Annotated in this window: 16 protein-coding genes and 1 pseudogene; 6 read left to right on the top strand and 11 right to left on the bottom strand. The window is 62.3% G+C overall.

The genetic code is table 11. From position 1 onward, the window contains the following. The first annotated feature begins 21 nt into the window (after positions 1 to 21). Positions 22 to 1,044, top strand: coding sequence for an acyltransferase family protein (locus tag ACODS1_RS04540; RefSeq protein WP_489084713.1), 1,023 nt, complete (start codon positions 22 to 24; stop codon positions 1,042 to 1,044). Positions 1,045 to 1,110: 66 nt separating this feature from the next. Further along, positions 1,111 to 1,695, top strand: coding sequence for a Fe-S biogenesis protein NfuA (gene nfuA / locus ACODS1_RS04535; RefSeq protein ID WP_322977733.1), 585 nt, complete (start codon positions 1,111 to 1,113; stop codon positions 1,693 to 1,695). 58 nt (positions 1,696 to 1,753) lie between these two features. Here the strand turns inward: nfuA and ACODS1_RS04530 are convergent, their stop codons facing one another. From ACODS1_RS04530 to ACODS1_RS04505, 6 genes are all read right to left on the bottom strand, one after another. Beyond that, positions 1,754 to 2,263 (bottom strand): HPP family protein, encoded by a 510-nt coding sequence (locus ACODS1_RS04530; RefSeq protein WP_489084712.1) that lies wholly within the window; start codon positions 2,261 to 2,263, stop codon positions 1,754 to 1,756. Next, positions 2,257 to 2,493, bottom strand: a complete 237-nt coding sequence (locus ACODS1_RS04525) for a DUF1272 domain-containing protein (RefSeq protein WP_489084711.1) — start codon at positions 2,491 to 2,493, stop codon at positions 2,257 to 2,259. The genes ACODS1_RS04530 and ACODS1_RS04525 overlap by 7 nt, the downstream gene beginning before the upstream one ends. Before the next feature lie 10 nt (positions 2,494 to 2,503). Further along, positions 2,504 to 3,505 (bottom strand): GlxA family transcriptional regulator, encoded by a 1,002-nt coding sequence (locus tag ACODS1_RS04520; protein WP_489084710.1) that lies wholly within the window; start codon positions 3,503 to 3,505, stop codon positions 2,504 to 2,506. A gap of 117 nt (positions 3,506 to 3,622) precedes the next feature. After that, entirely contained in the window at positions 3,623 to 3,892 is a 270-nt protein-coding gene (locus tag ACODS1_RS04515; RefSeq protein ID WP_322977737.1) for a hypothetical protein, read from the bottom strand. 221 nt (positions 3,893 to 4,113) lie between these two features. After that, a complete protein-coding gene (locus ACODS1_RS04510; RefSeq protein WP_489084709.1) occupies positions 4,114 to 5,280 on the bottom strand; it encodes a catalase family protein in 1,167 nt (388 codons plus the stop codon). Between the two features lie 39 nt (positions 5,281 to 5,319). Then, complete coding sequence (locus tag ACODS1_RS04505) at positions 5,320 to 7,194, bottom strand: di-heme-cytochrome C peroxidase (RefSeq protein WP_489084708.1); 1,875 nt, start codon at positions 7,192 to 7,194, stop codon at positions 5,320 to 5,322. A gap of 227 nt (positions 7,195 to 7,421) precedes the next feature. On the opposite strand from ACODS1_RS04505, the gene ACODS1_RS04500 reads away from it, so the two are divergent. Both ACODS1_RS04500 and ACODS1_RS04495 read left to right on the top strand, forming a co-directional pair. Further along, positions 7,422 to 8,672, top strand: coding sequence for a sigma-54-dependent transcriptional regulator (locus ACODS1_RS04500; RefSeq protein WP_489084707.1), 1,251 nt, complete (start codon positions 7,422 to 7,424; stop codon positions 8,670 to 8,672). Positions 8,673 to 8,737: 65 nt separating this feature from the next. Then, positions 8,738 to 9,205, top strand: a complete 468-nt coding sequence (locus ACODS1_RS04495) for a DUF3429 domain-containing protein (RefSeq protein ID WP_322977741.1) — start codon at positions 8,738 to 8,740, stop codon at positions 9,203 to 9,205. Here the strand turns inward: ACODS1_RS04495 and ACODS1_RS04490 are convergent. From ACODS1_RS04490 to ACODS1_RS04470, 5 genes and pseudogenes are all read right to left on the bottom strand, one after another. Next, on the bottom strand, positions 9,199 to 9,723 hold the full coding sequence (locus ACODS1_RS04490; protein ID WP_489084706.1) for an AAA family ATPase: 525 nt from the start codon (positions 9,721 to 9,723) through the stop codon (positions 9,199 to 9,201). The genes ACODS1_RS04495 and ACODS1_RS04490 overlap by 7 nt on opposite strands. Continuing rightward, positions 9,720 to 10,289 carry a nicotinamide riboside transporter PnuC gene (gene pnuC, locus ACODS1_RS04485; RefSeq protein ID WP_489084705.1) on the bottom strand — a complete coding sequence of 190 codons (570 nt, stop codon included), beginning with the start codon at positions 10,287 to 10,289 and terminating at the stop codon, positions 9,720 to 9,722. The genes ACODS1_RS04490 and pnuC overlap by 4 nt, the downstream gene beginning before the upstream one ends. Positions 10,290 to 10,339: 50 nt before the next feature. Then, complete coding sequence (locus tag ACODS1_RS04480; RefSeq protein ID WP_489084704.1) at positions 10,340 to 10,954, bottom strand: hypothetical protein; 615 nt, start codon at positions 10,952 to 10,954, stop codon at positions 10,340 to 10,342. 10 nt (positions 10,955 to 10,964) lie between these two features. Beyond that, positions 10,965 to 11,699: a methyl-accepting chemotaxis protein gene (locus ACODS1_RS04475; RefSeq protein ID WP_489084809.1), complete on the bottom strand. Its 735-nt coding sequence runs from the start codon at positions 11,697 to 11,699 to the stop codon at positions 10,965 to 10,967. A 123-nt stretch (positions 11,700 to 11,822) separates the two neighbouring features. Further along, positions 11,823 to 12,509 (bottom strand): annotated as a pseudogene (locus tag ACODS1_RS04470) (cache domain-containing protein); the annotation flags it as partial. A gap of 318 nt (positions 12,510 to 12,827) precedes the next feature. Here ACODS1_RS04470 and ACODS1_RS04465 point away from each other — a divergent pair. After that, a complete protein-coding gene (locus ACODS1_RS04465) occupies positions 12,828 to 13,658 on the top strand; it encodes an undecaprenyl-diphosphate phosphatase (protein WP_489084703.1) in 831 nt (276 codons plus the stop codon). Beyond that, a complete protein-coding gene (locus ACODS1_RS04460) occupies positions 13,655 to 14,371 on the top strand; it encodes a DUF1294 domain-containing protein (RefSeq protein ID WP_489084702.1) in 717 nt (238 codons plus the stop codon). Before ACODS1_RS04465 ends, ACODS1_RS04460 begins: the two co-directional genes overlap by 4 nt. Positions 14,372 to 14,416: the final 45 nt, after the last annotated feature.

Genomic DNA, 14,416 nt, shown 5'->3' with positions numbered 1-14,416 from the left:
GAGAGGGGGAACGGCGTTTCCATGCTGGTTTCAGTACAGGCGTTGCGCGCATTGGCAGCCTGGGTCGTGGTCTTTCACCATGTCATGCAGGTGTTCTTCAATTTTCAGGCTGACAGTTTCATCGGGCGGCTGTTCGCCGAGCGAGGCGCCGTTGGCGTCGACATCTTTTTCGTCATCAGCGGGCTGGTGATCTATCTCTCCACTCAGGGCAAGGCCATCACGCCTTGGCGCTTCATGCTCAACCGTGTGCTGCGCATCGTTCCCGCCTATTGGCTGTACTCACTGATCGCCGCCGCGATCATCGCCTTCGCCAACCCGGTGATGCCGGTGCAGGCGTTCGATCTGTACCATCTGTTGCTTTCGCTGTTGTTCATTCCGGCCGAAAATCCTGGCGGCTTCGGCCTCTATCCAACGCTCAATGTGGGCTGGACGCTGAACTACGAGATGTTCTTCTACCTGCTGTTCGCCCTGACATTCATGCTGACTGAGCGCCTGCGCCTGGCGTTCGTCGTCATCGCCCTGGTGGTCTTTGGGGGACTGGCGACTCAACCCTGGATGAGCGATTTCTATCGCAACAGCATCGTCTACGAATTCGTTTTTGGCATGCTGCTGGGCGTGTTCTATAGCCGTGGCTGGATTCGTCAGGGCCTCTGGCTGCCGTTGCTGGTCATCGCCGGCTCGTTGCTGACCCTCTACCACTTCGACAACTCCATGCGCCTGCTGCATTGGGGCGTTCCCAGTGCATTGATCGTCGCGGCCTGCATCGCCATGGAGCCCTGGTTCAAGGACAATCGCCTGCTGGTGCGGATGGGTGACTGTTCTTACTCGGTGTACCTGCTACACGTGATCATCCTGTCGCTGGGCTGGTACGTGCAGGCCAGCCTGGATCTTGCGCCAGCGCTGGTCATCGCTGCGTGCATACCGCTGATTGCAGTGGCCGCCTGGGGCAGTTACGAGTTGATCGAGCGGCGGTTCTTCGTTCGTGCCAAGGCTTGGGTCGAGGCGCGTTCAGATCGTCGAGTGCTGCAGCCTTATCCTGAGTAATTTAGTAGGACTATAATCATCGCGTCACTTGGCGTACACTGCGCCGCATGACCGTGAGGAGTTGCCATGAGCACCATTACCATTACCGATGCCGCCCATGATTACCTGGCCGAGCTGCTGAGCAAGCAGGACACTCCGGGTATCGGCATTCGTATCTTCATCACCCAGCCGGGTACGCCTTACGCGGAAACCTGCATCGCCTACTGCAAGCCGGGCGAGCAGAAGCCGGAGGATACCCCGCATGGTCTGGCCAGCTTCACTGCCTGGATCGACGCCGTCAGCGAGCCGTTTCTCGAAGACGCCATAGTCGATTACGCGACTGACCGCATGGGTGGGCAACTGACCATCAAGGCGCCGAACGCCAAGGTGCCGATGGTCAACGAAGACAGCCCGCTCAACGAGCGTATCAACTACTACCTGCAGACCGAGATCAATCCGGGCCTGGCCAGCCATGGCGGCCAGGTGTCGCTGGTCGACGTGGTGGAAGAGGGCATCGCCGTGCTGCGCTTCGGCGGCGGCTGCCAGGGCTGTGGCCAGGCCGACTACACCCTCAAGGAAGGCATTGAGAAGACCCTGCTCGAGCGCATCCCTGAACTCAAGGGCGTGCGTGACGTGACCGACCACAGTAACCGCGAGAACGCCTACTACTGACGGCTTGCGTGTGCGAAAAAGGCGACCCTTGGGTCGCCTTTTTTCGTTGTGCCGGCGTTCACCAGTACTTGGGATAACGCCCTGGGCGCGTGGCGTTGTTGTACAGCAATGCCACCAGTATCAGGATCAGCGCACCACTCAGGGTGGGGAACAGCAGGAAGTTCCAGCCTGGTTGCGTCAGGAAGATGATCACCGGGTTCGAGCCCGCTGGTGGGTGCACGCTACGGGTGAACATCATCAGGGCGATGGCGCTGCCCACCGCAATCGCCAGTGACCACACCCCTGGCCCCAGCAGGTGCAGGCAGAGCAGACCGACCAGGCTGCTCAACACATGCCCCAGCAGCACGTTGCGCGGTTGCGAGAAGGGCAGATCAGGAAAACCGAACACCAGCACGCACGAGGCGCCGAAGGAGCCCAGCAGCAGGCTGGCCGACAGCAGGTCGGCGCTGAGCGCGATGCTGCCGATGGCGAGAAAGCCGCCGAGCCAGGCCAGGGCGATCTGGCGAGCCGGCGCTCGAGGCGGCAACGCTGCCCCATCGCCGCGTAGTTTGCTCAGGAATTTCAGCATGGCGTGGCCCTGTTGATGCGAGTGGTCGAGGCTGGGTTGTTGGCCAGTTTACCTAGCGGGCGGATCGGCCGTCGCAGCAACTCGCCACCACAGTTGGGGCAGTGTTGAGCGAGCCGATGTTCGGCGCAATCGCTGCAGAAAGTGCACTCGAACGAGCAGATGCGCGCGTCCAGGCTGTCGGGAGGTAGGTCGCGATCACAGCATTCGCAGTTGGGGCGCAGTTCGAGCATGAGTGATTTCCTAGTGGCGTTGACCGAAGCGTTGCAGATATTCCTGAGGGCTGATGGCCAGGTGTTTGTGAAAGCAGCGTCGCAGATTCTCGGCGTGCCCGAAGCCAGTCAGGCGTGCCACCGTGGCGATCGATGCCTGGGCGTCATGCAGCAGCAGACGTGCGGCCTCCAGGCGTACACGTTCCACATAACGCCCAGGCCCCATGCCTAGTTCGTCGACGAAGGCGCGTGACAGGCTGCGTGGCGCCATGCAGGCCTGCTCGGCCAGGCGCTGAAGCGAAAGATCTGCTGCCAGATTGGCGGGAATCCAGTCCAGCAGGGCGGCCAGCTTGGGGGTGCGACTGGGCTCCGGGCTCAGCAGTGAGCTGAACTGCGCCTGGTCACCTGGCCTGCGCAGGAATAGCACCAGGCGGCGCGCGACTGCCAACGCCATCGGTCGACCCAGATCGGCTTCCAGCAGCGCGAGGGCAAGGTCGATGCCGGCGGTCACTCCAGCCGAGGTAAAGAGGTGCGACTGCTGCTCGTCCTGTGCGTCGAAGGTGTGCAGGCAGTCGGCCTGAACGGTGATCTTGGGGTGCCGCTGCGCCAGTCGCTCGGCATCTGCCCAATGGGTGGTGGCGCGGCGACCATCGAGCAGGCCGGCGGCGGCGAGGATCAGCGCACCGGAGCAGACCGAGCCCAAGCGGCGGATATGCGGTTCGCTGTCACACAGCCAGGCCAATAGCGCCGGATTGCTGCATTGCGCGGCCTCGCCCAGTCCGCCGGGAATCAGCAGGGTGTCCAGCGTGGTGCTGTCGAAGGTGCGCCAGCTGTGGTCGGCGACGAGTTGAAAACCAGCGGACGTGGCGACCGGGCCAGCCTCTTCGGCGAGCAGGCACAGACGGTAGCAGGGTGAGAGACCCTGGCGCTGGCGTTCGACATTGGCGGAGGCGAAGACCTGCAGCGGCCCCGTGACGTCCAGGCTCATCACGTCGGGGTAGATCAGGCAGGCAATGGTTCTGAGCGCATCCATCTGGAGCCTCCGCGGAAATTGGAGGCAGTGTGCGCCGGGGCAGGCGTGGCAACAAGGACATTAAGCCCACAGATATTGCCAATTTTTTAGGGGCGCCGAATGGCGCCCCGGCAGGGTTTACTCGGGCATGCTCCAGGGAGCCAGGTCGAAGCCCTTGCGTCGCAGTTCTTCGCGGGAGTGGGTCAGGGCACTGGCCAGTTGTTGCGGGTCGCTGTAAGTGGCGCTGGACAGCTGGGTGCGGCCGAGTACGCGGGTGTTGGTGCGGTCGATGACGCTGATGCTCACCAGGCCGGTGCCATCTTGCGGCGACCAGGCAACGCATTGAAAGGGTTGGAAGGCGCGATCGGCGATCAGCAGGGCTTCATTAAAACGCAGCGGTGCATTCATGGGGTCGGTTTCTCCGAATAGTTCCCAACAACTTGTAGGGTGGTCTGGCAGCTAATTAGCTGACCTGTCAGTTCTGTTGATGAGCTGACACAAGCGTTAAGTCACATGCTTTCGGAAAAAGTTTTAGAACTGCGTAAAAGTGCCGCACCGAACAACTTCGGCGCGGCGGTAAAGGCAACTTTTTGGATAAAAAGTTCCCGCGCATTTTCGCCGCGTCAGGGCTACAGGCCAGAGCTTGCGGGGGCTTGCGCTTGTGGGGCGGCGTTGCGCTCATGGCGGTAAGCACTGACCGCTTCATATACGGCCTTGCGCAGACGGTTTATTCCGCCAATGGGGCGATGTTCCGGAAGTGCATGCCAGGGATTGAAGGACAAATTGTCGCAGAAGAGATTCTGTTCCCGACTATCGAAGTCCTGAGGTGGCAATGTGATGCGTGCCACGGTCTGGAACGGCGAGATCTTTTCGCTCCACTGCACGCTGGTGTCTTCGATGGGCATGTAGTACTGCGGATTCTGCGTTTGCACCTGCAGCTCGAAGCACGCCGGAGCGCGATCCAGCGAGAGTTGCTGGTATAGCGCATTACGCAGGAAGTTCGGCAGCTCGGTGTTCTGCTCGGGCAACTGGTAGGGCGGGCAGTTCTGCGGAGCTGGTACCACACGGTATTTGACGTTGAGCGGGCCCAGCTTGTAAGGCGCGATGGAGTTGTAGGTGGTCGCCACGGGCGTCTCCGGTGCCGGCGCCAGAGTCTTCAGAGCGATGATCAGGTGACGGATTTCCCAGGTACGCGGATCCCAGCTGGGGAAGAAGGCCAGCACCTTCTTGCCGTCGGCCTGGGCGGCGAAGTTGCTGCGGTATTCGGCCACATCGCTGACGAAGAACACCGGGTGATTGAACATCACGAAGTCCTGTTCCCCTGCATGAGCGGCGCCCGGCATCAGTTTTTCGCCAGGCACGTCGAGCAGCTTGACCGCCATGCCGCGCGCGTCGCGCGCACTGTCGAACTGCGGGTAGGCGTTGCCGTTGGACAGGCGCACCCAGGCTTGCCAGGTTTTTCCCGGTTCGCTGAACACGCCCTGGCGCAGCTCGGCGGCCAGATCATCGAGCACCTGCACCTCGCCCTTTACGCAACCGTGAGCCTTGGCGTGGGCATCACGCAGTACACGGGTGTTGTCGCGGTGCTGTTCGACCACGCGCACGGCATCCTCGATGATCGCGCGGGTCAGCGCCGCTTCATTCGGTGGGATCTGTTCCTCGCTCGACACCGGGCCGGAAAACTTCCAGGCGTAGTAGGCCTCGCCAGCGCCCCAGCCGAGCATGCCGACCACGGCGAAAAAGAACACGAGCTTGCCGATCAGGCGACCGAGCCAGAGCCAGAAACGTTTCAACATGCGCGCATTCCTTTTTATCGTTTTCGTGAGTCGCAGGTATCAGCCTTCACAGCTCGGCCCCGGTGTCCATGAGCGAGCCGGAACCTCGCCCAACTGCGCCTCCAGGCGTTCGTTGCCCAGCACCTTGAGGTATTCGATCAGCGCGAAGCGTTCTTCCGGCGCCAGAGCGCGGCCGATCACGCCCTGCTGGCGGCAACCGTCACGGAACTCGTGGCCGCCATTGCCATTGCCGGTCACGCTCGTGTCGAAGAAGAAGCCGCCCGGGAATTTTTCCGTCTGGAAGCCAACGAACTTGGGATCGAACTCGAAGTTACCGACCCAGAAGCTGCTCTGCCGCTCGTAGACAGGCGAGAGCAACTGGAACAGCGTCGGTACGGAGCCGTTGTGCAGGAAGGGGGGCGTCGCCCAGATGCCGTCCAGCGGGCGCGCCTTGTAGCCGCGCAACTCCCGCACGCCGATGGGCAGACCGTAGCCATCCATCTGCTGACGCTGAGGGGGCTGGATGCCGGCGTCCTGATAGGCACGGTTCTCCACGTAGGCGGTGATGTAGGCCAACCCTTTGGCACTGGAGATGCTCTTGAAGTCGACGTCGTCGAGGCTGGCGCCGAATAGCTTGACGTCAAGCCGGCTCAACTCGGCCTTGGTCCAGCCCAGGCGGCTGATGTCGAAACGGTGGTCAGCGATGTTGTCGGCCGTAGTCGGGTCGGTGCCGACCACGCTGGTCGGCACGATATGCATGCGCCACTCCGGATCGCGCGAGGGCGCCAGGCGCTGATCTTTCGGCTTGGGATCGGGCGCGTGGCAGTAGGCGCAGTTTTCCTTGAACAGGGCTTTGCCACGGCTGGCCAGGGGCAGATCGATGTTGCCCAGCACCTGTTCCGGCCAGTGCGGCGGCTTGAGTTGCTTGAGCGTCTCTTCGAGGGTGTAGAGATCCTGCGGGCGAACGCTGGAGGCATAGCGATCGGCCTCGGCAATGGGTTGGCCGTGGGTATCGAGCAACTGCAGAGTGGCACCCACGCCCAGCGCTTCGCCGATGTTGCGGGCCATCGGCTGCATGGCCGAGCCGTTCCACTGCACCCAGTCGAACTTCCAGATATCCCAGAGCTGCGGATAGCTCACAGGGCCATTGGCAACGCGGTAGTTGGCCGGATCGATGGCGCCGCCGAACACGGTATTGGCGATGCGCCCGAAGGCATCGGTGCGGCCGAAGCCTTCTTCGGTGGGGTAGAGCCCACGGTGCCAGTCGTTGGCGGCAGTTGACAGCAGGGTGTCGAGTACCTGTTTGAAGTCCTCGCGCAAACGATCACGCCCTTGCGGATACTGATCACCGAGTACCTCGCGAGCGAAGCGGCGGAACTTCAACGGGTTGTAATAGGTAAAGGCCATGCTCATGCCGAGTGCCTGGCCAAAGCCGCCGCCACGCAGGGTTGGCACTGTCGAGGCCAGCGAGTGCAGCGCCGCGCCACCGTCGATGCGCACGGCCTGGCCACGATAGCGCAGCTCACCGGTATGGCACGCCGCGCAGCTGATATCGAGGAAGCGCTCGCCGTTTTCGTCATCCTGGTGGCGGGTGAACCCGACCGGCAGGTTGCCGGGGTTGAGCGCCGTGGGCTGTTGCTGCGGGTCGATCAGAAAGCCGAATCGGGCCAGGTATTCGGGGCGGGCGAACTTGTCCGTGCCGAAGGGCAATTCCAGCGCCGTGAACCACTCGTAGCGCAGCCCCTTAACCTGGGTGCCTTGCGGCGTGTAGTAGTAGGTCTGGCGTTGCGCCTCGCTCCATTGGTCGAGGTAATGCAGCTGCTCGGGCTTTTCATAGGCCGGCAGGTTGGGGTAGGCGACGTAGTAGAGCACCACGGCCAGCAGGATCAGCGCCATTGCCAGGACAAGTTTGATGATACGGCGGAGCATGCGCATCGGGGACTTCCTTGTGGCGTTCTTATGAATTGCGCTGTTATGCCAATCCCTTGCGCACTTGGCAAGTTGCCATCAGGCAAATAACCCGGTGCTCGCAATAACCAACAGGAAGCATGGATATAGAGAAACGTTCCAAGAGGTGTCAAAGTAATTGCTAGTTTTACAACTAAGCGCGCCAACATATTGTTTTTATTGGTTTTACAAAATACTGGCGCCAAGGAAGGAATATGTCCGAGGCTCCGTTCGCCGCGTATCACCCGGTGCTGTTGATTAATCCCTCTGCCGATTGTGCGGCTCTGCTGCCGCGTCTGCACGCACATGGATGGGCCGTGGAGCAGGCCAGCCTGGCCGAGGCGGCACAGTACGCGGTCGACGTTGCCCTGGTTCGCCTCGATGCCGACTCCGCCGCTGCGCTGCCTGAGATTCTGCGCGTGCTGCGGCGCAGTGGCTGGTGCTGGGTTGCCGCGCTCGATGAACGACAACCGTTCGACGCATACCAGGGGGCGTTTTTCGCTGCCGGTTGCGTGGCACAGGTGCTATTGCCAGAGGGGGTGGACGGTTTGCATGAGGCGCTGCGTGAGGCGCGTGCGTGCACCCGTCTGCAGCGGCGTCTGGCGGAACGCCAGGTGGCTCAGCTCATTGGCAACAGCAGCCAGGTGCGCACCTTGCGACGCCAGGTGGAGCAGCACGCCACGCAGTCGGCGCCCGTGCTGATCCGTGGCGAGACGGGCAGTGGCAAGTCGTTGTTGTCGCGCTTGCTTCATGGCCGATCCGCTCATGCCAATGATCCTCTGGTCGAGCTGGATTGCCGTGCGCTTGCCGTCGAGCAACTGCACGTACGTCTATTCGATGAATCCGTGGGGGCACTCCGGCAGCCGGGCACCAGCGTGGTGCTCGAAGGGGCTGACGCCATGCCTGCGCTGTTGCAGGAGAAGCTGCTCGATTACCTTCGGAGCGCGCCTGCAGTGCGGGTACTGACGCTGGATCAGGGTGAACTGGCTGCGGCCGTTGCCGCCGGACGTTTTCTCGAGCCGTTGTACGGCGAGTTGGGACGCTTGCAAATCGAGGTGCCGCCGCTCAGGAGCCGGCGCGGCGATATCCTGTTACTGGCCGAGCATTTCGCCAAGCGCTATGGCGCGGGATCGAATCGCTTCGAGGGTCTGTTTGCCGACGATGCCATCGAGGCCATGCTTGAGCACCTCTGGCCGGGCAATCTCGATGAGCTGCGTAATCGCGTCCTGCACGCGCTGGTGAGTGCCCAAGGGCGGCAGATGGCAGCCGAGGATCTGCAACTGGCAGCGCCTTCGTTTCTGGACGACAGCGGTAACACCCTGGCCGATTACGTGTTGCGTGCCGAACGCCAGGCGCTCAACGATGCGCTGACGCGCTATTCCAGCAACATGAGTCAGGCCGCGCGGGCACTTGGGGTGTCGAGGCCGACCTTCTATCGGTTGCTGCACAAGCACCGGATGCGCTGATCACGCAGCAGCGGCCAGGCAACGCTGCTAATGTGCTGTAACTCGTCTCGCGCAAGGAATTTCCCATGCATCCCTTCGATGCCGAAAAACCGCCACGCCTGGCCCTTATGCTCGGTTATGCCGGCTTGCTTCCCTTTATCGGTGGCGCCCTGGGTATCTGGCTGATACCGCTCGGTTGGCGTGCGTTCGTACTCGCAGCGCTGCTCGACTATGCCGCCGTGATCCTGGCCTTCATGGGCGCGATTCATTGGGGACTGGCGATGCGTGCGGAGGCGGCGGACAGTCGTGCCCAACTGCAACTGGGGCTTTCGGTGATTCCGCCGCTGCTGGGGTGGCTGGCGCTGTCCAGTGGCTTGATGGTGGGGCTGGTGCTACCGATCTTCCTGCTGGCCTTCATCGGCCTGTATCTGGCTGATCTGCATGCGGTCAGGATCGGATTGGCACCGCGCTGGTACCCGCTGTTGCGCAAACCGCTGACGTGGGTGGTGTGCCTCAGCCTGCTGGTGGCTTGGGCCAGCGTGCTGCGTCACTGAGCCAATAGCGCCTCGACCTGCTGCAGCGCTTGATGTCGCCGTTGCAGCCAGTCGCCGCTGATCGCGCTGAAGCGTTGACCCGTGGCTTCCAGCCAGTCCCGGCAGGCCTGGTGGAATGCCAGGCGGTCGGCCAGTTCCGGTTGGCAGCGCTGCCCATCCTGAACCCAGGGCACGTCGCGTGGGTCGAGGAGCAGGTGCAGGTCGTAATGACGGCTGAGCAGCTCGCTTTCCAGCCAATCCGGTACATCGCCGAACAGGCTGCGACTCCAGAGAATGTTGCTCAGCAGATGGGTATCCAGAATCAGCAGTGGCGGGCACTGGGCGCGCGCCTGATCTTCCCAGGCCAACTGTCCACGCGCGATCACCGGGATGTCGGCGTAGCAGGTATCACGCTGTTCCTGTTCGATGAAGTGGCGAACGTATTCACCGACCACCACGCCGCCAAAGCGCTCGGCGATAAGCCCCGACAGCCAGCTCTTGCCGGCCGACTCCGGGCCGGTCAGGACGATGACCTTCATGCCGCGCCGCGCAGCGCCGGATCCTGGCGCCAGCCAAGCCAGCCGCTGATGGCCAGCAAGGTGAAGGCCGCGTAGAGGCCGGCAGTCAGGTACAGATCCGTGGCGATGAAGAAGGCCACGTAGCACAGATCGACCACGATCCACAGGGCCCAGCACTGCAGGCGCTTCTGCGCCATCCACCATTGCGCCACCAGGCTGAATGCAGTCAGCGCAGCATCCAGCCAAGGCGAGCTGGCATCGGTGAAACGGGCCATCAGGTAGCCGAGCAACAGGGCGCCGGCAACGCCGGCCGCCAGATCCCTTGTCACACCGGCAGCGGGCAACAGGCTGACCTGGCGGCCGTCGTGGCGCTCACCGCCGCGTGTCCACTGCCACCAGCCATAAATCTGCAACGCGGCGAACAGCACCTGCAGCAACAGGTTGGAGTACAGACGCCAGTCGAAGAACAGCCAGGCATAGAGCAGCACCATCACCAGGCCGATGGGCCAGCACCAGGCGTTTTGCCGTACGGTCAACCACACCGAGACGATGCCGAGAGCGGCAGCAACGAGTTCGAGCCAGGACATCCGGCATCCTCAGGAAAAAGGCGGGGCGCGATTGTAGCGGGCTGGCGGGCTCAGCACACCAGGCTGTCTGCCTGACGGTAGAGAAGCAGCAGCTTGCGCGTGATGGTGTGCTGGATGTCGTCGCGCTCGAAACTGGACAGCCGCGTCAAGCGCGCCACCTGCAGCCTGTGCAGATGCAGGTAGGGCATCTGCTGGTTGAATTCACGCAGGTCGCCTTTGACCAGCACCGGCAGGAACAGGTCGCCGACCTTTTTCTGCTGGCTGATGATCTGGGCCAGGGCCGCTTTGAATGGCATGCACCGTGGGGCCGGGCCTTGCCCTTTGATCTGCGTGCTGAGCAACAGACCCGCCTTGCCTTGTACCTTGCCTGGCAACACGCACAGGCCGGTCTTGCGAATGGCCTGGGCGTCGATGCCGTGCAAGGTGTCATGAAAGGCATAGGGGTTGGGCAACACGACCATCTTGCGCCCCAGTTCGCTGGGAAAGTGCAGGCTGTAGTTGGTGTAGAGCTGGCCCACCGACTCGGAATAGACGCACAGGCGGTTCTCGAACAGCTTGATGAAGCGCTCCGCCAGTTCACGGCGCGCCATGCTGTCGAGATCCCAGACCAGATCCTGGTTCTGCGGCCTGCTGAAGTCGACTTCCTGGTGTTCCATCATGCTCATGTGCGCCTCGTTACACGCGGAACTGGCCAAGCAAACGGTGAATCTGCCCGGCTAGCTGCTGGAGATGCTGACTGGCGGCGCTGGACTGCTCGGCCGCTTCTGCGGTGTTGTGAGCGAGGCTGGCCGTCTGGGTGACGTTGCGGTTGATGTCGTCGACGACATGCGTTTGCTGCAGCGTGGCACTGGCGATCGAGGCGTTTAGACCGGTCAGGTTGCGCAGCGATTGGGTGATCTGGCTCAGGCTCTGGCCAGCCAGGCCAGCCTGCTCGATGGTCTGCTGCGAGGCCTGGTGGCTGTCGTTGATAACCTTGACCGCCGCCTCGGAATTGGTCTGCAGGCGCTCGATCATGGTCTGGATTTCGGAGGTGGATTGCTGGGTGCGCTGGGCCAGCAGGCGCACCTCGTCGGCTACCACGGCGAAGCCTCGGCCCTGATCACCGGCACGCGCCGCTTCGATGGCGGCGTTGAGCGCGAGCAGGTTGGTCTGCTCGGCGATCGAGCGGATCACCTCCAGCACGCCGCCGATCTGCGTGCTCTCGGTGGCCAGCGACTGAATCACCTCGACTGCCTTGGCGATGGTGCCGGACAACTGTTCGATCTGTTGCAGGCTGGCATCAATGCTGTGCTGCCCCTGGCTGGCCTGATTCTCGGCCGTGTGCACTTCGCTGGATGCCTGCTCGGCGTTCTTTGCGACGTCCTGTACGCCATAGGTCACCTGATTGACCGCAGTGGCTACCAGCGCCATTTGCTGCGCCTGCTGTTGGCTGTGCAACTGCGCTTCGCTGGAAATGTTGCCCAGGCTGCGCGCTGCCTGATCCAGCGAGCTGGAGGAGTCGAGCAACTGGCGGATGACACCCCGGAGCTTGTCGGTAAAGACGTTGAAATGCCCCGCCAGAGCGGTGAGTTCGTCGCGGCCGTGAGTGTCGAGGTTGCGCGTCAGATCGCCTTCGCCACTGGCGATATTGGCCATGGCGGCCACGGCATCCTGCAGCGGACGCGAGATGCTACGCGAGATGAGCAAGACCAGAGCGGCCAGCAGCACGGCAATCGACAGGCCGATGGCCGATGCCTTGAGCACCTGGGCGCGAAACTCGGCCTGCACGTCGTTGACGTAAACGCCAGAGCCGATGATCCAGCCCCAGGGTTGGAACAACTCCACATAGGAAATCTTCGGAATTGGCTCACTGGCGCCAGGCTTGGGCCAGCGGTAGTCCACGTGTCCGGCACCCTGACTGCGCGTGATGGCCACCATCTCGTTGAACAGCGCCTTGCCGTCCGGATCCTTCAGACCCGACAGATTCTGGCCCTCGAGCTTGGGGTTGGTCGGGTGCATGATCATGACCGGCTGCTGGTCGTTGATCCAGAAGTACTCCTGGCCGTCGTAGCGCAGCTCGCGGATCACTGCCATGGCCTGCTTCTGGGCCTGATCCCGGCTCAGCGTGCCGGCGGCTTCGAGCCCCTGGTAGTACTTGAGAATCCCGGCAGCGGTCTGCACCACATGCTCGGTCTTTTCCGACTTGCCGGCGTAAAGGTCGGTGTTGATCTGTTGCAGCATGAAGCAGCCAAGCACCACCAGCATGCAGATGGCCAAGGCAAGGATCAGCCAGAGGCGACGGCTGATGGGGATACTGCGCAAACTGTTCATGGGTGATTCCCCGTTTTTTGTCGTTATGCTCGGAGATCCAAAAAGCGCTGTACTGAAGCGGAGCGCTCTTTTACTCGGGTTCTCTGATAGCATTTCGGCAGCTTGGCAGGGAAGCTGAATCTTCATCGAGCCAGACCGTTGCAAGGAACCTCTGCGGTAGGTCTCTGTCCCAGCGCCGGGACAACGCTTCTACTATTTTTGGCATTTGCCGCGACTTCTGGGGGAATGATGGATATCTGGCTGGCCTTTCAGGCCCTGATTCTGGGCGTAGTCGAAGGTCTAACCGAGTTTTTGCCAATTTCCAGCACCGGCCACCTGATCGTGGTGGGCGACCTGCTGGGCTTCAATGGTGAAACCGCCACCGCGTTCAAGATCATCATTCAACTGGGTGCCATCCTGGCGGTGATGTGGGAGTTCCGTGCCCGCGTACTGGGCGTGATCTGGGGCTTGCCGCGGGAGCGCAAGGCGCAGCGTTTCACCTTCAACCTGCTGCTGGCGTTCATCCCTGCCGTGGTCTTCGGCCTGGCGTTCGCCAGTCTCATCGAACACTGGCTGTTCAACCCGATCACCGTGGCCACGGCGCTCATCGTCGGTGGGGTGATCATGCTCTGGGCTGAGAAGCGTCAGCACGCGATCAAAGCTGAAACGGTCGACGACATGACCTGGAGCCTGGCCCTGAAAGTCGGTTTCGCCCAATGCCTGGCGCTGATTCCCGGCACCTCGCGCTCCGGCGCGACCATCATCGGCGGTCTGGTCTTCGGCCTGTCACGCAAGGCCGCCACCGAGTTCTCGTTCTTCCTGGCGATGCCGACCATGGTCGCGGCGACCGTGTATTCGCTGTTCAAGTATCGCCACATCCTGCAGCTTTCGGATTTGCCGATCTTCGCCATCGGCTTCGTCACCACCTTCATCGTGGCGATGATCACCGTGCGCGTGCTGCTCAAGTTCATCGCCAATCACAGCTACGCCGTATTCGCCTGGTACCGCATCGCCTTTGGCCTGGTGATTCTGGCGACCTGGCAACTGCATCTGATCGACTGGAGCACCGCGCAACCGTGAAGGAACGCCAGGGACGCCTGAAAAGCTGGAACGACGACAAGGGCTTCGGCTTCATCCAGCCGCAAGACGGCGGTAACGAGCTGTTCGCCCATATCTCGGTAATGCGCGGAGAGCGGCGGCCCCAGGCTGGCGATGACGTGCTCTATGTCGAGGGGCGCGATGGGCAGGGCAGGCCGCGTGCCGAGCACATGCGCCTGGCCGGTGAATTGAGTCTGGATCGCCAGGCGATCCGCCGCAAACCGACCACCAGGCAGAGCGCCAAAGCCAGTGCGCCAAGCAAGGCGCCGCGCGCCAAGCGACGCAGTCAGGTTGAAGGCCCCGTCCGTCATTTCACCGCCAAGGCGGTGTTGTTCGTGCTGCTGTGTGCGCTGCCGCTGTTCGGCGCTGCGCTGCAACTGCGCGGCACCTTATGGTGGCTATTGCCGCTGTACCTCGGCGCCAGCCTGATCAGCTTCCTGCAGTACTGGATGGACAAGCGCAGCGCGCAGCAAGGCGGGCGGCGTACGCCGGAGCAGACCTTGCACCTGGTCGAGCTGGCGGGTGGCTGGCCTGGCGCGCTGATTGCGCAGCAGACCTTTCGCCACAAGACGCGCAAGGCGTCCTATCAGTCTGTCTTCTGGCTGATCGTGGTCGCACATCAGGTGTTCTGGATCGATCTGTTGTTGTTCGACGGCGTCTACATTGCCCGCCACATCCCGTTGCTCATGCCGTAGCCAGATGGGCACGCTGGCCTTGCAGCGTGTCAAGCGGCTATGTTG

This window comes from Pseudomonas sp. FG29, assembly GCF_057809355.1.
The sequence above is the reverse complement of the archived record's forward strand: the minus strand, read 5'-3'. Positions and strand labels throughout refer to the sequence as shown.